17 protein-coding genes and 2 tRNA genes are annotated in these 19,767 nt (G+C 61.2%); 6 read left to right on the forward strand and 13 right to left on the reverse strand.

The features are described from left to right. Nucleotides 1–4 precede the first annotated feature (4 nt). From KF827_RS07040 to KF827_RS07050, 3 genes are read left to right on the forward strand one after another with little or no spacing between them, the layout of a single operon-like run. Entirely contained in the window at nucleotides 5–514 is a 510-nt protein-coding gene (locus KF827_RS07040; RefSeq protein WP_291002512.1) for an SxtJ family membrane protein, read from the forward strand. Nucleotides 515–530: 16 nt separating this feature from the next. Next, nucleotides 531–680 (forward strand): DUF5989 family protein, encoded by a 150-nt coding sequence (locus KF827_RS07045; RefSeq protein WP_291002516.1) that lies wholly within the window; start codon nucleotides 531–533, stop codon nucleotides 678–680. A gap of 5 nt (nucleotides 681–685) precedes the next feature. Further along, a complete protein-coding gene (locus KF827_RS07050; protein ID WP_291002519.1) occupies nucleotides 686–2,521 on the forward strand; it encodes a carbamoyltransferase in 1,836 nt (611 codons plus the stop codon). Between the two features lie 39 nt (nucleotides 2,522–2,560). On the opposite strand, the gene KF827_RS07055 is transcribed toward KF827_RS07050, so the two are convergent. Further along, complete coding sequence (locus tag KF827_RS07055) at nucleotides 2,561–3,178, reverse strand: cysteine hydrolase family protein (protein ID WP_291002522.1); 618 nt, start codon at nucleotides 3,176–3,178, stop codon at nucleotides 2,561–2,563. 121 nt (nucleotides 3,179–3,299) lie between these two features. Continuing rightward, nucleotides 3,300–3,374: transfer RNA gene (locus tag KF827_RS07060), tRNA-Val, on the reverse strand. A 118-nt stretch (nucleotides 3,375–3,492) separates the two neighbouring features. Here KF827_RS07060 and KF827_RS07065 point away from each other — a divergent pair. Continuing rightward, nucleotides 3,493–3,930: a PAS domain-containing protein gene (locus KF827_RS07065; protein WP_291002525.1), complete on the forward strand. Its 438-nt coding sequence runs from the start codon at nucleotides 3,493–3,495 to the stop codon at nucleotides 3,928–3,930. A gap of 19 nt (nucleotides 3,931–3,949) precedes the next feature. Here the strand turns inward: KF827_RS07065 and KF827_RS07070 are convergent, their stop codons facing one another. The 7 genes from KF827_RS07070 to KF827_RS07100 all read right to left on the reverse strand — a co-directional run bounded on the left by KF827_RS07070 (nucleotide 3,950) and on the right by KF827_RS07100 (nucleotide 11,644). Then, the gene (locus tag KF827_RS07070) at nucleotides 3,950–4,222 is read right to left on the reverse strand and encodes an HU family DNA-binding protein (RefSeq protein ID WP_291002528.1); all 273 of its coding nucleotides are present in this window, start codon (nucleotides 4,220–4,222) and stop codon (nucleotides 3,950–3,952) included. A gap of 34 nt (nucleotides 4,223–4,256) precedes the next feature. Next, nucleotides 4,257–6,671 (reverse strand): endopeptidase La, encoded by a 2,415-nt coding sequence (gene lon, locus KF827_RS07075; protein WP_291002531.1) that lies wholly within the window; start codon nucleotides 6,669–6,671, stop codon nucleotides 4,257–4,259. Nucleotides 6,672–6,968: 297 nt separating this feature from the next. Further along, nucleotides 6,969–8,231 (reverse strand): ATP-dependent Clp protease ATP-binding subunit ClpX, encoded by a 1,263-nt coding sequence (gene clpX / locus KF827_RS07080; RefSeq protein ID WP_291002534.1) that lies wholly within the window; start codon nucleotides 8,229–8,231, stop codon nucleotides 6,969–6,971. A 315-nt stretch (nucleotides 8,232–8,546) separates the two neighbouring features. After that, the gene (gene clpP, locus KF827_RS07085) at nucleotides 8,547–9,173 is read right to left on the reverse strand and encodes an ATP-dependent Clp endopeptidase proteolytic subunit ClpP (RefSeq protein WP_367273124.1); all 627 of its coding nucleotides are present in this window, start codon (nucleotides 9,171–9,173) and stop codon (nucleotides 8,547–8,549) included. Between the two features lie 104 nt (nucleotides 9,174–9,277). Then, nucleotides 9,278–10,606 (reverse strand): trigger factor, encoded by a 1,329-nt coding sequence (tig, locus tag KF827_RS07090; protein WP_291002540.1) that lies wholly within the window; start codon nucleotides 10,604–10,606, stop codon nucleotides 9,278–9,280. Between the two features lie 72 nt (nucleotides 10,607–10,678). Then, nucleotides 10,679–10,763: transfer RNA gene (locus KF827_RS07095), tRNA-Leu, on the reverse strand. A gap of 197 nt (nucleotides 10,764–10,960) precedes the next feature. Continuing rightward, nucleotides 10,961–11,644 (reverse strand): glycosyltransferase, encoded by a 684-nt coding sequence (locus tag KF827_RS07100; protein ID WP_291002543.1) that lies wholly within the window; start codon nucleotides 11,642–11,644, stop codon nucleotides 10,961–10,963. Nucleotides 11,645–11,852: 208 nt separating this feature from the next. Here KF827_RS07100 and KF827_RS07105 point away from each other — a divergent pair, with 208 nt between their 5' ends. Beyond that, the gene (locus tag KF827_RS07105; RefSeq protein WP_291002545.1) at nucleotides 11,853–13,517 is read left to right on the forward strand and encodes a sulfate permease; all 1,665 of its coding nucleotides are present in this window, start codon (nucleotides 11,853–11,855) and stop codon (nucleotides 13,515–13,517) included. A gap of 37 nt (nucleotides 13,518–13,554) precedes the next feature. Here the strand turns inward: KF827_RS07105 and KF827_RS07110 are convergent, their stop codons facing one another. The 4 genes from KF827_RS07110 to KF827_RS07125 are packed head-to-tail and all read right to left on the reverse strand — an operon-like array spanning nucleotide 13,555 to nucleotide 18,606. After that, nucleotides 13,555–15,027 carry an NAD(P)H-hydrate dehydratase gene (locus KF827_RS07110; RefSeq protein ID WP_291002548.1) on the reverse strand — a complete coding sequence of 491 codons (1,473 nt, stop codon included), beginning with the start codon at nucleotides 15,025–15,027 and terminating at the stop codon, nucleotides 13,555–13,557. Then, nucleotides 15,024–16,436, reverse strand: coding sequence for an amidase (locus KF827_RS07115; RefSeq protein ID WP_291002551.1), 1,413 nt, complete (start codon nucleotides 16,434–16,436; stop codon nucleotides 15,024–15,026). The genes KF827_RS07110 and KF827_RS07115 overlap by 4 nt, the downstream gene beginning before the upstream one ends. A gap of 22 nt (nucleotides 16,437–16,458) precedes the next feature. Further along, nucleotides 16,459–17,829, reverse strand: a complete 1,371-nt coding sequence (locus KF827_RS07120) for a cytochrome P450 (protein ID WP_291002554.1) — start codon at nucleotides 17,827–17,829, stop codon at nucleotides 16,459–16,461. Between the two features lie 6 nt (nucleotides 17,830–17,835). Further along, complete coding sequence (locus KF827_RS07125) at nucleotides 17,836–18,606, reverse strand: SDR family oxidoreductase (protein WP_291002557.1); 771 nt, start codon at nucleotides 18,604–18,606, stop codon at nucleotides 17,836–17,838. 82 nt (nucleotides 18,607–18,688) lie between these two features. On the opposite strand from KF827_RS07125, the gene KF827_RS07130 reads away from it, so the two are divergent. Beyond that, on the forward strand, nucleotides 18,689–19,759 hold the full coding sequence (locus tag KF827_RS07130) for an alcohol dehydrogenase (RefSeq protein ID WP_291002560.1): 1,071 nt from the start codon (nucleotides 18,689–18,691) through the stop codon (nucleotides 19,757–19,759). Nucleotides 19,760–19,767: the final 8 nt, after the last annotated feature.

The raw sequence follows: 19,767 nt of genomic DNA on the forward strand, positions 1-19,767 counted from the left end.
GATATTGCTGGCTTTGGTATTTAATGCTACTACCGCCAAAAGTCGTGTAAACGCATGGCTTCAACCCTTTACCTTCAAGCCCTCGGAAATGAGCAACAGCCACGAGACATTCGATCGACCGGATGACGTGAAAGTCGGCTCCGAAAAGAGCTTCGGGCTCGTCATGGGAATTGCCTTCGGCCTGATCGGTGGCTGGCAAGTTTGGCATGCCAGAAACTGGGGCTATTGGCTATTGGGCATTGCGGCGGCATTCCTGCTGCTGGCCTTCGTGGCACCGCGCCTGCTGCGCCCGCTGAACTGGCTGTGGTTCCAATTCGGGCTAATGCTGCATAAGGTTACCAATCCGCTGATCATGGGCCTGCTATTCTTCATCGCCATGTTGCCGATCGGCCTGCTGATGCGCGTGTTGGGCAAACGCCCGCTAGCGCTGGATTTCAATCCGACTGCTGCGAGTTACTGGGTAAAACGCGAGCCGGCTGGTCCAACCGGCGAAAGCTATAAAAAGCAATTTTGATACGAGGCGGATAGCGATGGCCTTCCTTATCGAACTCTGGGAATTCATGCGAGTGCGCAAGAAATTCTGGTTGCTGCCGATTCTGATCATGGCTGTGTTATTCGGCGCATTGCTGGTGCTTACCAAAGGTTCGGCAGTAGCCCCCTTCATCTACACGCTGTTCTGAATAGCATGCGCGTTCTCGGTCTTTCCGCTTTTTATCATGATAGCGCTGCCGCATTGGTTGTGGGTGGCAATATCGTGGCGGCAGCGCAGGAAGAGCGCTTCACGCGCAAAAAGCATGACAGCAATTTTCCCAAGCACGCCATCGACTATTGTTTGGCTGAAGCCGGGCTGACGCTCAACGACATCGACCGCGTCGTGTTTTACGACAAGCCTTTCCTGAAATTCGAGCGCTTGCTGGAAACATATTTGGCTTTCGTCCCGCGCGGTTTTTCTTCGTTTCGTATCGCCATGCCGATCTGGCTGCAGGAAAAACTGTTCCAGAAAGACTTGCTGCGCAAAGAATTCGCCAAGTGGGCACCGGATTTCGACTGGCAAGGAAAATTATTATTCTCCGAGCACCACCTCAGCCATGCCGCTTCAGCCTTCTTTCCCTCGCCCTTCGAGGAAGCCTTGGTGCTGACCATGGATGGCGTGGGTGAGTGGGCCACCACTTCGGTGGCAATCGGGCGCGGCAATACCCTGCAGATCGAGCGTGAAATACACTTTCCGCATTCACTGGGGCTGCTTTACTCCGCCTTCACCTATTATACCGGTTTCAAAGTCAATTCGGGTGAATACAAACTGATGGGGCTAGCGCCTTATGGCCAGCCGATTTATGCCGATCTGATCAAGCGCCATCTAATGGACATCAAACCGGATGGCAGCTTCCGCTTGAACATGGATTATTTCGATTATTGCACCGGCTTGCGTATGACGAATGCAAAATTCGATGCTTTGTTCGACGGACCGGCACGCAAACCGGAAGAACGCCTCACGCAAAAACAGATGGATCTCGCAGCCTCCGTTCAGCAGGTTCTGGAAGAAGTCGTACTTATGCTTGGCCGTAGCCTTGCGCAAGAATACGGCATCCATAATCTATGCTTGGCGGGCGGCGTGGCGCTCAACTGCGTGGCTAACGGAAAGTTGCTGCGCGATGGCTCATTCAAGAATATCTGGATACAACCTGCGGCCGGCGATGCAGGCGGCGCACTTGGCGCCGCGCTTGGAGCCTATCACCTCAATCTCGAGCAACCGCGCCGGATAACGCCCGGTCGCGATGCGATGAAAGGCAGCTATCTTGGCCCAGCTTTCTCGCAGAGCGAGATAGAAAGCCGCCTAAAAGCCGCCGGCGCACGTTTTCATGTTCTGAGCGATGACGCTCTCATTGATGCTGCCGCAAAAGGCCTGGCTGATGAAAAAGCGCTCGGCTGGATGCAAGGCCGCATGGAATTCGGTCCCCGCGCGCTGGGCGGTCGCTCCATCCTTGGCGATGCACGCTCCCCAAGCATGCAAAAAACCTTGAACCTCAAGGTGAAATACCGCGAAAGCTTCCGCCCCTTCGCGCCATCTATATTGCGCGAACATGTCGCTGAGTGGTTCGATCTGGACGGCGACAGCCCGTATATGCTCCTGGTTGCCGATGTGAAGGAGCAGCATCGGCGTACAATGTCGGCGGATGAACAGGCATTGTTCGGTATCGACAAGTTGAATGTGCCGCGCTCTACGTTGCCAGCCATCACCCATGTTGATTATTCGGCACGCATCCAGACCGTACATGAGGAAACCAATCCGCGTTATCACGCGTTGATCAAGCGTTTCCAGGAATTAACCAGCTGTCCGGTCGTGGTGAACACCAGCTTCAACGTGCGTGGTGAACCAATTGTGCATAGTCCGGAGGATGCTTTTCGCTGCTTCATGGGCAGCGAGATAGAACTACTCGCCGTCGGCAATTGCCTGCTCTACAAGGAAGAGCAGGATCCAGCTCTGAAACTGGATTACAAAAACGCCTTCGAGCTGGATTGATCCCTAACTCCTCGATTGCGTTCCCGCTTATTGCCGAGATCAGCCTTGCCCTGCCTGCCAGGCAGCGGCGTCGCGGATCACGATACTGAACCGGTCGGCCAGTTCCACCAGCGCGGCCCGGCCGACCGCTTCGGCCGAGAGCGGTTCGCCGCCCAATGGATCGGGCAGCGCGCGGGTGCCCGTGGCAGCCGCCACCACGGTGTTGCGGAAGCCCAGATCGAGGGCGGCCCGCGCCGTGGCGCTGACACACATATGGGTCATGAACCCGCAGATCACGATCTCGCGTCGACCGGAGGCCTTGATCTTGTCGGCCAGATCGGTGCCGGCGAAAGAATTCGGCAAACGCTTGATCACCACCGCTTCGCCATCCATGGGCTTGAGCTGCGGCAAAATCTCGGCCATCGGGCCACTCTCATCGAATAGGCCTCTGCCCGCCGGCGCATGATGCACCACATGAAAAACCGGCACGCCCTGGGCCCGTGCGATGGTCAGCAGCTTGGCAATCTCGGCTGTGGCGGTGGCAACATTGGGCAGCGGCAGGCCACCTTCGGAATATTCGCGCTGCGCATCGATGATCACCAATGCAGCATCGGCATAGCGGCTGGGATGGTTCGGCGCCTTGGCCATTTGCAACAGAGAAAGCACTTGCCCCGTCATGAGAACCCCTCCCGATTAAAATCAGCGCCACTTTATCGGCGGCGCAAAATGCAGACAAGCCGACAGCCACGTATAAGGCTCGTCCGGTGCTACAAAAAATATGCAAATGCATAGGAGGGTATGGTGGGCGGTGAGAGGGTCGAACTCCCGGCATCCTCGGTGTAAACGAGGCGCTCTACCACTGAGCTAACCGCCCGCGCACGCTATATAGCAGCCGAATGCGCTCAAGGCTATTCCCCAGCCAGATTCGCTGGGCAGATTTACACCTATATTTCGGCTGTTCGTTGCATGAAAAACAGGGCAAATTAGCCGCTATGCCCGGTTTCGATCCCACCCAATTGCCCGGTGATTTAGCCGCCCTGTACGCGCTCTGGCAGAGCAAGCGGCAGGGCCGGCGGATGCCGGCGCGCGCCGATTTCGACCTGCTGGAATTGCGCCCCTGGATGGGCCGGCTTCACCTGGTTGCCGTTGAAGGCGATGATGGCCGCTATGCCGTGTTTGCCACCGCCTCGGCCGAACGCCTGGGCCGCGAGATGACCGGCAAGCGGCTGACCGACTACCAACCCGCACAGATGGCCGAACAGGCCCTGCAGAAGCACAGAGATGTGCTGCAGGCCCGGGAACCCGTCTTCCGTGAATGGAACGAGCTATACGTGGACAAGCCGCTGCATTGGTGGCGACTTGCCTTGCCCTTGGCCGACGATGGCGAAACCGTCGACCGCTATTTCGTGGGCCTGCACTTCAGGGGCTGAACAGCCAAGCCAAGTCGGCTCAGCTCACCGCTTCCTTCAGCGTCTTGCCGGCACGGAACTTGGCCTGCTTGGTCGGCGGCAGATCGATACGCTCGCCGGTGCGCGGGTTGCGACCGGGACTGGCCCGCCGGGTGCCAACGAAGAAGCTGCCGAAGCCGACGATGCGCACCTCCTCACCCCGCTTCAAAGCCTGGGTGATGAGGTCGAACACGGTTTCCACCGCGCGCTCGGCCTGCTCCTTGGGGAGACCAGTGGTTTCGCGCAATTGCGCCATGAGATCTTGTTTATTCACGACTACCCACCCTTATGGCTGCCGTCATCGCGCATCAATGCTTGATGACGCCGGTCTGTTCGGTGTCTGCCTCCGGCTCCACCACCGGCGGCTTGCTCAAATCCTCATCATCCGCCCACTCGATCGGCTCGAGAGGACGGACCAATGCATGACGCAGCACTTCTTCGCAAGTGCTGACCGCCACGATCTCCAACCCCTTCTTCACATTCTCGGGGATATCGACCAGGTCCTTCTCATTCTCCTTCGGGATCAGCACCTTCTTGATGCCACCGCGATGGGCGGCAAGCAGCTTCTCCTTCAAGCCGCCGATCGGCAGCACGCGACCGCGCAGCGTAACCTCGCCGGTCATCGCCACATCCTTGCGCACCGGAATGCCGGTAAGCACGGACACGATGGAGGTGACCATCGCCACGCCGGCCGAGGGGCCGTCCTTGGGCGTGGCGCCCTCGGGCACGTGCACGTGGATATCGCGGCGATCGAAGATCGGCGGCTTCACGCCGAAGGCCACCGCGCGAGACCGCACGTAAGAGCGCGCCGCCTGCACGGATTCCTGCATCACCTCGCCGAGTTTGCCGGTGATGGTCATGCGGCCCTTGCCGGGCAGCATCACCGCTTCGATGGTCAGCAATTCACCGCCCACCTCGGTCCAGGCCAGGCCGGTGACAGTGCCCACCAGATCCTCAAGCTCGGCCTCGCCATAGCGGAACTTCCGCACGCCGGCATAGTCATTGAGGTTCTCGGAGGTGACATTCACCGCCTTGATATCCTTTGACAGGATTTCCTTCACCGCCTTGCGGGTCAGGTTGGCGATCTCGCGCTCCAGGCTACGCACACCGGCTTCGCGGGTGTAATAGCGCACCAGGTCGCGCAAGGCTTCATCGATGATCGACCATTCGCCCTTCTTCAGGCCAGCCGCCTTCACCTGCTTCTCGATCAGGTGGCGCTTGCAGATTTCCACCTTCTCATCCTCGGTATAGCCGGGGATGCGGATGATCTCCATGCGATCAAGCAACGGCTGCGGCATGCGCAGGCTGTTGGCCGTGCAAATGAACATCACGTCGGAAAGGTCGTAATCCACTTCAAGATAATGGTCGTTAAAGGTGCTGTTCTGCTCGGGGTCGAGCACTTCCAGCAACGCCGAAGACGGATCGCCACGGAAATCCTGGCCCATCTTGTCGATCTCATCGAGCAGGAAGAGCGGATTGGTACTTTTCGCCTTCTTCATCGACTGCACGATCTTGCCGGGCATCGAGCCGATATAGGTGCGGCGATGGCCGCGAATCTCCGCCTCGTCGCGCACGCCGCCCAACGACATGCGCACGAAATTGCGCTGCGTGGCCCGCGCGATCGACTTGCCGAGCGAGGTTTTGCCCACGCCCGGAGGACCGACCAAGCAGAGGATCGGGCCCTTCAGCTTGGCCGAGCGTTGCTGCACAGCCAGATACTCGAGTATGCGCTCCTTCACCTTGTCGAGACCGTAATGGTCGTCGTTGAGCACGGTCTCGGCATTCTTGATGTCCTTGCGCAACTTGCTGCGCTTCTGCCACGGGATGGTCAGCATCCAGTCGAGATAATTGCGGATCACCGTGGCTTCGGCCGACATCGGGCTCATCGAACGCAGCTTCTTCAATTCGGCCTGCGCCTTTTCGCGCGCCTCCTTGGTCAGCCGGGTCTTCTTGATACGCTGTTCGAGTTCGGCCAGCTCGTCGCGGCCTTCCTCGCCCTCGCCCAATTCCTTCTGGATCGCCTTGAGCTGTTCGTTGAGGTAATACTCGCGCTGGGTCTTCTCCATCTGGCGTTTGACGCGCGAGCGGATCTTCTTCTCCACCTGCAGCACACCGATCTCGCCTTCCATCAGCGCATAAACGCGCTCAAGGCGCTCGATCACGCTGGTGAGTTCAAGCAATTCCTGCTTCTCGGCGATTTTCACGGTGAGATGCGAGGCCACCGTATCGGCCAGTTTGGAGGGGTCTTCGATCTGGTTCAGCGAAACCAGCACCTCCGGCGGAATCTTGCGATTCAGCTTCACATATTGCTCGAACTGATTGATCACCGAACGGCCCAGCGCTTCCACTTCGCGCTGTTCGCCGCCTTCATCGCCCAAGGGTTCGGCCTGCACCTGGAAGAAATCGGCATTCTCGGTGAACTTCACGATACGGGCGCGCTGGCCACCTTCCACCAGCACCTTCACAGTGCCATCGGGCAGGCGCAGCAATTGCAGCACGGAAGCAATAGTGCCCACACCATGAATATCGCCGGGCTCGGGATTGTCCTGACCGGCATTCTTCTGGGCCACCAGCAGAATTTGCTTATCTTCCTTCATCACGTCTTCGAGGGCCCGCACCGATTTCTCGCGGCCGACGAAAAGCGGCACGATCATGTGCGGAAACACCACGATATCGCGGAGCGGAAGGACCGGATAAAACTGGGCGCGGGGAGACGTGGGCATGCTTTAAACTTCGCTAGACTGGGCCGACGGGACAATCCCGCAGGCAACCGTTGAAGAATAAGATGGGTGGCAGGCAGGGTTCCGTCAAGCCACCCTCGGCTCAAACTTTGCTGGATTTCGGCCAAAGCTTCCGTAAAGGGAAAGCCACGCGATTCCCGACTCGTGCGAGCGGTTGGCGGGCCGGAAACCGCCCCACGAACTCGCTTGATGCGAGCAGGCCACATGATAGTGCAGCGGACCCAGACTGCGCCCTGCAGCCCGCGCTATGGCATTGAAAAGGCTTGAACCAGGCGCCGTTCAGGCGCCCAGTTCCTCGCGCTTGCGATCGGCATGCACCAGCAAGGGCTTGGCGCGGCCTTCAACCACTTCGGGCGAGATCACCACTTCCTCGACGCCTTCCATGTTCGGCAAATCGTACATGGTCTCGAGCAGGATATTCTCCATGATCGAGCGCAGGCCGCGAGCGCCGGTGCGGCGCGCGATGGCACGCCGCGCGATGGCGGCAACGGCTTCGTCGGTAAAGGTGAGGCGCACATCTTCCATGTCGAAGAGCCGCTGATACTGCTTCACCAGGGCGTTCTTCGGCTTGGACAGGATGTCCATCAACGCCGGCTCGTCGAGATCGTGCAAGGTTGCCAGAACCGGCAGACGGCCGATGAATTCAGGGATCAGGCCGAATTTCAACAGATCGTCGGGTTCGACCTCTGCCAGGATATCACCGGCGCGGCGCTCATCTGGTCCGCGCACTTCCGCGCCGAAGCCGATCGAGGTGCCCTTGCCACGAGCGGAAATGATCTTCTCCAGGCCGGCAAAGGCGCCGCCGCAGATGAACAGGATGTTGGTGGTATCCACCTGCAGGAATTCCTGCTGCGGATGCTTACGGCCGCCCTGAGGCGGCACGGAAGCCACGGTGCCTTCCATGATCTTCAGCAAGGCCTGCTGCACGCCCTCGCCCGACACGTCGCGGGTGATCGAGGGGTTATCGGATTTGCGGCTGATCTTGTCGACCTCGTCGATATAGACGATGCCGCGCTGCGCACGTTCGACGTTATAATCCGCCGCCTGCAGCAACTTCAAGATGATGTTCTCCACATCCTCGCCGACATAGCCGGCTTCGGTAAGCGTGGTGGCATCCGCCATGGTGAACGGCACTTCCAGGATACGGGCCAGCGTCTGAGCCAGCAGGGTCTTGCCGCAACCGGTGGGGCCAACCAACAGGATGTTGGACTTGGCGAGTTCTACCTCGTTGCCCTTGGCACCCTGGCCGATGCGCTTGTAATGATTATGCACCGCCACCGACAATACCTTCTTGGCATGCGGCTGGCCGATCACATAATCATCAAGAACCTTGCAGATTTCCTGCGGCGTAGGAACGCCGTCGCGGGTCTTCACCAACGCAGATTTATGCTCTTCACGGATGATATCCATGCAGAGTTCAACGCATTCGTCGCAGATGAAAACCGTGGGGCCGGCAATGAGCTTGCGCACCTCGTGCTGGCTCTTGCCGCAAAACGAACAGTAGAGGGTATTCTTAGAATCGCCGCCGCTCAGCTTGGTCATGCCCACTCCGTCCAGCAACCGGCAGTCTGAAACCGGGTGCTTCATAGACTCGACATAATACGGAAGCCGGACGGATCGCACAACGCCCCCACAGGGTCGGGGGGCCCGGGCAAACCTTAACGCTGGCGGCAGCCCGGGAGAGCCGATCCATGGGAAGAATTTCCCTGGGATGGCCATCCCCGGCGGGCCGCCGAGCCCGGCTTCTGGTTCAGGTGTTTCTGGTTAGCTATTTATGGTAGCCCGCATACAAAGCAATCCGGGCAAAGCAATCCAGGCAAAACAATCCAAACCCGCCGGAAGCGGGGCCGCGAAGCCTCAGGGCTTCTTCGGCTCCTCAAGCCCGCCACGGTTGGTCACAACTTCGTCAATCAGGCCGAATTCCTTGGCCTGCTCCGGGGTCATGAAATTGTCTCGTTCCATTGCCGCTTCGATCGCTTCCACGCTCTGGCCGGTATGCTCGGCATAGATGGCGTTCAGCCGGCCGCGCAGGGCAAGGATTTCGCGGGCATGGATTTCGATATCCGCCGCCTGGCCCTGATAGCCGCCCGACGGCTGGTGGATCATGATGCGGGAATTCGGCAGCGAATAGCGCATGGTCTTTTCGCCGGCGGCCAGCAGCAGCGACCCCATGGATGCCGCCTGGCCGATGCACATGGTCATCACCTTGGGGCGGATATATTTCATGGTGTCGTAGATCGCCAGGCCGGAGGTGACCAGGCCGCCGGGGCTGTTGATGTAGAAGGAGATTTCCTTGTTGGGATTCTCGGCTTCGAGGAACAGCAATTGGGCAGTAATCAGCGAGGCAACGCCATCATGCACCGGGCCGACCAGGAAGATGATGCGTTCCTTCAGCAGCCGGGAGTAGATATCGTAGGCACGCTCGCCCCGATTGGTCTGCTCGATGACCATCGGTACCAGCGTATTCATGTAAGTATCGGCCATCTTCTCCATGGGACTCTGTCGCTCCGGCTGGCGTGATTCGTCTGGGAAGGAGATAGTGGGGCGGCGGGCGGCCTTAGGCAACCGCCCGCCCCGCCTTATACTGCTTAGGCGCCCGCCTCTTCGGCGGCTTTGGCAAGTTCTTCCTTGCTCACCGGCTTTTCGGTGACAGTGGCGATTTCCAGGATGAAATCCACCACCTTGTCCTCGAAGATCGGGGCGCGCAGCGAGGCCGCGGCTTCCGGATTCTTCTGGAAATATTCCATCACCTGGCGCTCCTGGCCCGGGAAACGACGAGCCTGCTGGATCATCGCCTGGGTAACCTCATCGGGCTTCACCTCGATGTTGTTCACCCGGCCGACCTCGGAGAGCAGCAGGCCGAGGCGAATACGGCGCTCGGCAATCTTGCGATACTCCGCCTTCAGTTCGTCCTCGGATTTCTTCTCTTCGGCAAGCTCGGCTTCCAGACGGGCCGGATCCGCGCTCACTTCCTTCCAGATGGTCTCGAATTCCAGATCCACCATGCCTTCCGGCACCTGGAAATCATGGCTGTCGGCCAGGGCATCCAGCAGGCCGCGCTTCACATGCAGGCGCGACAGGCCCTTGTATTCCTGACCCAGGTCGCGCTTCACGTTGTCGCGCAGTTCCTGCAGCGAGGCGAGGCCGAACCGCTTGGCGAATTCGTCGTCGATCACTGCCTTCTCGCCGGCCTTCACTTCCTTCACCGTGCAGGCAAACACCGCGGCCTTGCCGGCCAGATCGGAATTGCCGTATTCGGCCGGGAAGGTGACATTCACATCGCGGCTTTCGCCAGCCTTGATGCCGACCAGCTGATCCTCGAAACCGGGGATGAAGCTGTTGGAACCGAGCACCAGGGCATAGCCCTCCGCGGTGCCGCCATCGAACTTCACGCCATCCACGCTGCCGGAAAAGTCCAGGATCACCTGGTCGCCGTTTTCGGCGGCGCGATCCACGGCGGCATAGGTCTTCTGCTGCTCGGAGATGCGGTTGACGAACTCATCCACCTCGGCGTCGCTCACTTCGACAACCAGGCGCTCCAGCTTGATCGCCTTGAAGTCGCCGGGAACGATCTCGGGCAGCACCTCGATGGTGATCGAGCATTCCAGATCCTTGCCTTCCTCGAAGGAGGACAGCAACTCGACCTTCGGCTGCATCGCCGGCTTAAGAGAATTTTCCTCAATGGCCTTTTGCAGGGCGGCATTGACGGTCTCTTCCATCGCCTCGCCCAGCAGGGCCTGGCCATATTGCTTCTTCAGCAGCGCGGTGGGCGCCTTGCCCGGGCGGAAGCCCGGCATGTTCACACGCTGACGCAGGCCTTCCAGCTTCTCGCTCACCGTGGATTCCAGCGCGGTGGCATTGATCACCACTTTGAATTCGCGCTTCAGGCCGGCGGAGCCGGTTTCGGTAATCTGCATGACCTTACCTTCACACCCAGTTATTCCAGAATTGCTCTCTAAGCCGCGGAAGCGATCCCGGCGGCGCGAAATTGGTGCGGGCGGAGGGATTTGAACCCACACGCCTTGCGGCACGGGAACCTAAATCCCGCGTGTCTACCAATTCCACCACGCCCGCATTCCAAGGCCCGGCCTGCCGCTATCGCGCCGATCCCGCCCTGCCGCTGACCAGCCATATAATGGCGCAGCCCGGACATGGCCTGGAGGCGCGCCGGCTGGCCGGCACGAGGGCGCAGTCTATAACATGCGACCGAGCGCCAGGATAGGGTTTTGCCGGGATTTCCGGAAACCCGCTTAAGGCTTGAGGAACAAGGCTTATTTCTTGGTGCGCTGGTCGCAATGCAGCAGTCGCTGACGCTCGGCGAACCACTCCGCCGAATAGCTGCAATCCTTGAAATCGTCGTAAAACGGCCCCCCTACGGTGTAATGCACAATGGAAACATCGTCGGAATGCGGGTCGTAATCGGCCAAGTGGTTCCAGCGATGGGGAATTTCCCCAATCAAGCCGTCATCGCCCAGCCATTTGAACTGGTGCAGTTCCAGGCCGGTGGCGGAATTCACGTAATCGGGAGTGAGCGCGGTGCAGCGGGCGCAGTTGAACAGCATCACGCTGGACCAGTTTTTCTTCTCATACTTGGTCTGCACCTTGCCGAGGAATTTCTCTTCTTCCTTGGGCACATGGGTGTGTTTCACGACCTGGACGGCATAGGCCGGATCGCGCAGCGCCCATAGCTTGGCGATGTCGTCCAGCACCAGCATGTCGTCGTCCATGAAGATCGCCCAATCCTGGTAACCGGCCAGATAGGGCGTGAGAAAGCGCGAGAAGCTGAAATCGGTGCTCTGCAACTCGTGGCGCGGGCGGGTATAAATACCCTCAAGCTGGCTCAGCGCAATGAAATTGACCGAAACCGGCTGGCTGGAGCGGGCAACGATGCTATGCGCCGCCACGGCGGATGCGACCGGCGCGGAACGGCTATATCCGATGAAAACCCTGATCATGCTGACACTCTGCCCTGGATGAAGTTGCCCAATGGTTAAATTCACCCCGCTTCCTCCCTATCTTATAAGAGTTACCAACTTCCTGACGAAAAAGCCGCCTGCGATAATGAGCCGCAGGAGAGCCAGCCGAAATCCGCCCGGGAGGATGGCTTTTTACCGAATGCGGTATTAAATTACCGCAACATCCACTTTTAACTGGCGCCTGAAAATGCTGGTACCCAAACTCATCACCGTTCTGCGCGAAGGCTATCGCTTTCCGCATTTCCGCAACGATCTTTTCGCGGGCATCACCGTGGCCATCGTGGCACTGCCGCTGGCCATGGCGATTGCGATTGCCAGCGGCACCACGCCCGATAAGGGGCTGTTCACAGCCGTGGTGGCCGGCTTCATCATTTCCGCCCTGGGCGGCAGCCGGCACCAGATCGGCGGCCCCACCGCAGCCTTCGTGGTGGTGGTGTTCGGCGTGATCCAGAAGCATGGCTTCGATGGCTTGGTGCTGGCCACCCTGATGGCCGGTGCGATCCTGATCCTGGCGGGCCTGCTGCGACTGGGCACGCTGATCAAGTTCATCCCGCATCCGGTGGTAACCGGCTTCACCGCCGGCATCGCATTGGTGATCTTCTCCACCCAGATCAAGGATTTCTTCGGCCTCGACATGACCGAGATGCCGGCGGATTTCCTGCCGAAATGGTGGGCCTATATCCAGGCCGCGCCAAGCTGGAAACCGGCTGCCTTCGCGCTCGCCCTGCTCACCCTGGTGATCATCGTCGGCTTGCGCAAATGGCGGCCCAACTGGCCCGGCATGCTGATCGCCGTGGCCGCCGCCACCCTGCTGGCCAAGCTGTTCGACCTGCCGGTGGAAACCATCGAAAGCCGTTTCGGCGGCATCCCCAGCACGCTACCGATGCCGGTTTGGCCCAGCTTTACCCTGCAGCGCGCCATCGATGTGCTGCCCAGCGCCATCACCATCGCGCTGCTGGCCGGCATCGAAAGCCTGCTTTCCTGCGTGATCGCCGATGCCATGACCGGACGGCGGCATCGTTCGAATATCGAACTGGTCGGCCAGGGCATAGCGAATATCGCCTCGGCGCTGTTCGGCGGGCTGCCCGCCACCGGCGCGCTGGCCCGCACCGCCACCAACATCAAGGCCGGCGCCCATGGCCCGGTTTCGGGCATGCTGCATGCGGTATTCCTGCTCGGCTTCATGTGGCTTTTGGCGCCGCTGGCCGGCCTGATTCCGCTGGCGGCCTTGGCCGGCGTGCTGATGGTGGTGGCCTGGAACATGAGCGAGATCGAGCGCATCCGCCACCTCGCCCGCGCGCCCGAGGGCGACCGGCTGGTGCTGGTCGTCACGTTCCTGCTCACCGTGCTGGTGGATATCACCGTGGCCATCGAGGTGGGCATCGTGCTGGCGGCGCTGATCTTCATGCGCCGCATGGTCTATGCCAGCGAGGTTACGTCGGTATCCAGCCGCAGCCTGGCCGAACGCGCCGAAACCGAGGCCGGCGCCTCGGCTTTTGCCGGCCTGGATATTCCCAAAGGCGTGGAAGTATTCGAGATCGAAGGCCCGTTCTTCTTCGGCATCGCCACCAAGCTGGCCGATATCCTGGATGCCATCGAAGCGCCGCCGAAAGTGTTCATCCTGCGCATGGGTAATGTGCCCTTCATCGATGCCAGCGGTGTGGAAGCCTTGCAAAGCTTCATCGAAAAGAATCAGGCGCGCGGCACCCGCGTGCTGCTCACCCGGGTGAATCAGCCTTCGCTGCGCACGCTGAATGCAATGGGGTTGATCGACAAGCTGGGCCCGGATGCCGTGCAGAAAAACCTGGTGCGCGCGCTGGCCAAGGCGCGGGAGATTATCGGCGAAGCCTAACGCCGCCGCACCTTAACGCCGCAGGCGCTGCAAGACCTTAACGCCGCAGGCGCTGTAAAACTGGCCGCAAGGCCTCGGGCAGATCGTCGGCGATCAGGCCGGGCCCAACCTCCTGCCCTGCCGCGCCATGCATCCACACCGCCGCACAGGCCGCATCGAAAGCCGGCATACCCTGAGCCAGCAAACCAGCGCAGATACCAGCCAACACATCGCCAGACCCGGCCGTGGCCAGATCGGGCGGGGCGTTATCGTTGATCGCGGCACGCCCCGCCATGCCATTTTCCGGCGGCGCGGCGATAACCGTATCCGGGCCTTTCAGCACGATCACGGCATTGGAACGTTCGGCCGCGGCCCGACAACGCGCCAGTTTGTCGGGCAGCCTGCCGAGATCAGGAAACAATCGGGCGAATTCGCCGTCATGGGGCGTGAGCACGCAAGGACTGCGGATTTCGGCAAACAGCGCCGGGCCCATCCCCTCGAAAGCACTCAGCGCATCGGCATCCAACACCACGGCGCGGCGTTGGCGCAGGGCGGCCAGCACACATTGCCGGGTAAGCTCGCTCACCCCACTGCCGGGGCCAAGCAAAAACACGTTGCGGCGCGCATCGCGCATCGCCGCCACCCAGCCGCTCAGGCCCTCAGCCTCCGTACGCATCAGCGCATCGGGCGTGATGGCTTGCGACAAGGCTGCATGCGGCACGGCCAGTGTGCAAAGCCCGGCACCGATCCGCAGCGCCGCGCGGCCGGCCAGCCTGGCTGCACCCAATTGCGCACCAGCCCGCACCAACACATGGCCCCGGGCATATTTATGGCCATCCAGCTTGGGCCGAGGAAGCAGACCCTGCCAGTTTTCAGGATCGTTGCGCCATTGCCGGGGCGCAACATCGCCCAGCACGGCGGGTGGAATGCCAATATCCGCCAAAGCCACGGGGCCGCAGAGCAGCCTGCCAGGCAGCAACAGATGGCCAGGCTTCAAGCGAAAGAACGTGACGCTACGGTCGGCCCTGATCGCCACGCCGCGCGGCAAACCATCATCGCCGCCTACGCCGCTGGGCAAATCTACCGCCACGATAGGCTTGCCGCTGGTATTGGCGGCCTGCACCAGGTCTGCCGCCTTGCCTTCGATGGGTTTGCTTAAGCCCGCGCCGAACAGGGCATCCACGATCACATCGGCGGCGGAAAAATCCGCCTCTCCAGGCAGCAGCACCGGGCCATCCCAGCGCGATGCCATCAATGCCGCATCGCCTTTCAGTGCTGAACGTTCGCCCAGCAGCACCAGGCGCACCGGCCAGCCGGCGGCTTTCAGGATCCGTGCCGCCACAAAGCCATCGCCGCCATTGTTGCCCGGGCCGCACAGCACCAGCACCCTGCCATGGGGATAATTAAGCCGCACGGCATCGGCCACGGCTGCGCCGGCATGCTCCATCAATATTTCGCCGGCAATACCGGAGGCGATGGCGGCCCGGTCAGCCGCCGCCATTTCGGCAACACTCAGCAATTCGCTGCTCATGCCGCGATCTCCGGCCGGCGGCGATGCCAATCGCTGGCGGATTGATAGGCCGCGCCCGCGCGCAGCACCAGATCGTCGCGATGCATCGGCCCAACGATCTGCAGGCCGATCGGCAGGCCATCGGCGGTAAAACCGCAGGGCACGGAAAGCGCAGGCTGTTGCGTGAGATTGAAGGGATAGGTGAAGGGTGTCCAGGCGGTCCAGTAGGCATCGCCCATATCCGCCGGCGCCAGACGGCCGGCCTCGAATGCCGGCACCGCCAGGCTGGGCGTGACAAGCAACGTATAGCGCTGATGGAAATCGCGCATCGCGGCACCAAGCCTGCCGCGCGCATTCGCAGCCCGCATGTAATCGGCCAGCGAAATCGCCTTGCCCATCCGGTAGGTTTTCAGCAGACCGGGATCAAGTCTGGCGAACTCCGCCTCGGGCAGATTAAGCAATGCGTTATAGGCGCCTGCAAACCAATGGGTGTGAAACATCTCGGTGCAATCGCTGTCAATCGGCGGATCCACTTCCTCCACGATGGCACCCAGATCGGCCAGCACCTGCACGGCCCTGCGCACATCGGCCGCCACTGCCGCATCCACCTTGGCAAAGCCCAGGCGCGGACTATAGGCAATGCGCCAGCCCGCAATGCCGGCCTCCAGATCGGCGGTGTAATCCACATCCTGCCAGGGCAGCCCGAACCAATCGCGCGGATCGGGCCGCGCCAGTTCGCGCAGCATCAGCGCCGCATCGCGCACATCGCGGGTCATCGGCCCGAGATGCGCCACAGTACCGAACGGACTGAGCGGATGCGCCGGCACCCGGCCGAAGCTGGGCTTCAGCCCGGTGATACCGGCAAAAGCCGCCGGGATGCGGATCGAGCCGCCGCCATCGGTGCCCACCGCCAGCGGCCCCAGACCGGCCGCCACCTGAGCCGAAGCGCCGCCCGAAGAACCGCCTGGCGTGGTGTCGGTATTCCAGGGATTGCGGGTGATGCCGGTGAGCGGGGAGTCGGTCACGCCCTTCCAGCCGAATTCCGGCGTGGTGGTCTTGCCCAGCAACACGCAACCGGCCTCGCGCAACCGCGCCACGGCCGGGGCATCTTCGTTCCAGGCTTGATCGGGATTCACGGTGAGCGAACCACGCAAGGTGGGCCAGCCCTTGGTGAGGATGATATCCTTGATTGAGGCCGGCACCCCATCCAACGGGCTGAGCGGATTGCCCGCCCGCCAGCGCGCCTCCGAGGCACGCGCCTGCTCCAGCGCCGCAGCTTCATCCACCAGATTATAGGCATTGAGGCGCGGATTGAGCCGGCCGATGCGCACCAGCAACATACGCACCACTTCCACCGGCGAAACGGCGCCGCGCCGATAGGCACCGGCCAGTTCCGCAGCGGTCATGAAACCGATATCGCTGTCACTCATGCTCTTGCCTCCTGAGACGAGGCTAACGGCTTTGCGCCACCATCGGCAAGCCCGGCTGCGGACGTAAAGTGATCTTCGCTATCGGCGTTACCACCGCACCTTGCGCCATGCGGAAGCGGAAACGCCTGGCAAGCGTGGCCAGGATCAGCACCGCTTCCGCCATGGCAAAACCCATGCCGATACAGATGCGCGGCCCGGCGCCAAACGGCAGATAGACAAAACGCGGCCGTGCGGCACTGGCCGTAGGCGAAAAATTCTCCGGGTCGAAACGCTCCGGGTTTTTCCAATAGAGTTTGTGGCGATGCATCAGCCAGGGTGAAATGATCACCGCCGTACCTGCCTTGATGGTCAGATCGCCGATACGATCATCGGCCAACGCCACGCGCGAGGTGCTGTGGGCCGGCGGATAGAGCCGCATCGCCTCCTCGATCACCATGCGCGTGTAGGGCAGTTTTTCCATATCGCCCCAAACCGGGTCTCGCCCTGGCAATACGGCATCGATCTCGGCGTGCAAACGGCTTTCCACCGCCGTGTCATGCGCCAGCAGGTACCAGCACCAGGCCAGCGCCGTGGCCGTGGTTTCATGCCCGGCGAGGAAGAACGTGGCCATCTGGTCGCGGATTTCGGCATCGTTCAGGCCTTTGCCATCGCCCTCCTCGTCGCGCGCCGCCAGCAACAGGCCCAGCATGTCGTCGCCGGCCGGCCGGCCATTCGCGATAGCCTTGCGGCGGCGGCCGATCAAATCGTTGATAATGGCATCCATGGCCGCCAGCGCGGCACGGCCCTTGGCGGCGCCGGGACGCGGAAACCATTCCGGCAGGCCGATCAAATCGGCCACACCGGGGCGCACGGTCACCTGATAGGCATCCATCGCCGCCCCAACCGCCGAGACATCGGTATCGGCATCGGCGCCGAACATGCTGCGGGCGATGATATCCAAAGTGGCATGCATCATGGCATCGGCCATATCCACCGGCGCACCATTATGCAGGCGATTGCCCAGGGCTGCGGCGCATTCCACCATCAGCGGGCCGAAAGCCTGCACCCGACGTGGGGAAAAGATCGGCGCCAGCATGCGGCGCTGGCGTTTCCAATCGGCGCCTGAGCTGGTGAGCAGGCCATTGCCCAGGCCCGGCTCCAGAATCCGCTGACCCAACGGATCGCGTGGATAATTGCCCCAGTTATCCAGCATCACATGGCGGATGATCGCCGGGTCATTGGCCAGCAGAATGCGACGCAGCAGCATGCGGTATTGGATATGGGCGCGCTCATAGGCTTCATGCCCCCAGGCGGCGATCACATTGTCGCGCACCGTGCGGATCACGCTGATCAGGCTGCCGCGCTTTACCGGCGGTTGCGGCCGAACGGGAATAAAGCCGGTATCCGCTGCCATACGTGGTTATCCCATCAAGGTGGTGGTCATGCCGCCATCGACGGCCAGAAGATGGCCATTCACATAAGCACCGGCCGGCGAGGCCAGGAACAGCGCCGCACCGGCCAGCTCGGCCGGCTTGCCCCAACGGCGCAGCGGCGTGCGGTCATTCACGAAGGCGACGAATTCCGGCTTCTTCATCAATTCGGCATTGATTTCGGTTTCGAAATAGCCGGGCGCGATAGCATTGCTGGTCACGCCATGCGGGCCCAACTCGGCGGCAAGCGCCTTGGTAAGGCCGGCAATGCCATGCTTGGCTGCCGTATAGGCCGGGATAGTCGCGCGCCCAAGGATCGAAAGCACCGAGCCGATATTGACGATACGCCCCCAGCCACGCTCGGCCATGCATAAGCCGGCGGCACGCGACAGCACGAAAGCCGATGTAAGATTGGTATTGATCACCTGCTGCCAATCCGCCAGGGCATAATCCGCCAACGGCTTACGGATATTGATGCCGGCATTGTTGATCAGGATGTCCAGGCCGCCGAAATCTGCTTCGATAGCAGCCACCGCATCGCCCGCCGCTTGCGCATCGGTAACATCGAAGGCCAGGATATGCACATCGCCGCCGGCCTTTTGCAAAGTTTCCGCAGCAACCTGCAGCGTATCGGCATGGCGGCCGTTCAACACAACGCGCGCGCCAGCCGCGGCAAACAGCCGCGCGATCTCAAATCCGAAGCCGCGCGAAGCACCGGTAACCAAGGCCGTACGGCCATCGAGACGAAACATTTCCAGCATGATTGACCCTCCCGTCCGACATAGTCTAGCGTCTTGCCAAGCCTATTACAGCCATCGAATGCTTGCCGTTACGATAGGCAAAATGGAGGAAATCATCGTGCTGCGCAGCTACCGGGTCGCCGAATTCACCAAACCCTTGGTTCTGTCTGAGGAAAGCCTGCCGCAGCCGCAGGGTGGCGAAGTGCTGCTGAAGATGGAACGCTGCGGCGTTTGCCATTCCGACCTGCATATCTGGGATGGCTATTGGGATCTGGGTGGCGGCAAGAAGATCGTTGCCGCCAATAATGGCGCCCTTTTGCCTCTGACCATGGGGCACGAAATCGTCGGCACCGTGGTGGCGGTTGGCCCCGATGCCAGAAATGTTGCAATCGGCCAGCGGCGGCTGGTCTTCCCCTGGATCGGCTGCGGTGTCTGCCCGGTCTGCCGCGATGGTGCGGAGCATTTATGCGCCGGGAAGTCGCCTGCCATCGGTATTTTCAGCCATGGCGGCTATGCCAGTCATGTGATCGTGCCCCGCACCGATTGCCTGCTGGATTTCGGCAGCCTGTCGGCCGAACTGGCCAGCACTTATGCCTGCTCCGGCCTCACCGCCTATTCGGCGCTGAAGAAGATCGGCAAACTGCATGAGGGCCAAAGCCTGCTGATCGTGGGCGCAGGCGGCGTGGGCTTGAACGGCATCGCCATGGCCAAGGCCGTGACCGGCGCAGCCCCCATCGTAGCCGATATCGATCCGGTGAAGCGGGAAGCGGCCTTGAAGATGGGCGCCCGCGAGGCCATCGACCCACGTGCCGAAGGCGCCGGCAAGGCCTTGGTGAAAGCCACCGGCGGTGTGGCTGCAGCCGTGGATTTCGCCGGCTCGCCGCAAAGCTTTGAATTTGCCTATAACGCCCTGCGCAAAACCGGCCATCTGGTCAGCGTGGGTCTGCTGGGCGGCCAGGTGACGATCTCCCTGCCGCTGTTGGTGATGAAGGGGGTGCAGATTTCCGGCTCTTACGTGGGCAGCCTGCAGGAATTGCGGGAATTGCTTATGCTGGCCCAGGCCCAGCACCTGCCCGCCCTGCCAATCGAAATCCGCCCGCTGGATGCGGTGAATTCCGCCTTGTCAGACCTCAAAGCCGGCAAGGTGGTGGGGCGGATCGTTCTGGCCGATTAAGGCGCTCT

The organism is Ferrovibrio sp., from assembly GCF_019636075.1.
Taxonomy (GTDB): domain Bacteria; phylum Pseudomonadota; class Alphaproteobacteria; order Ferrovibrionales; family Ferrovibrionaceae; genus Ferrovibrio.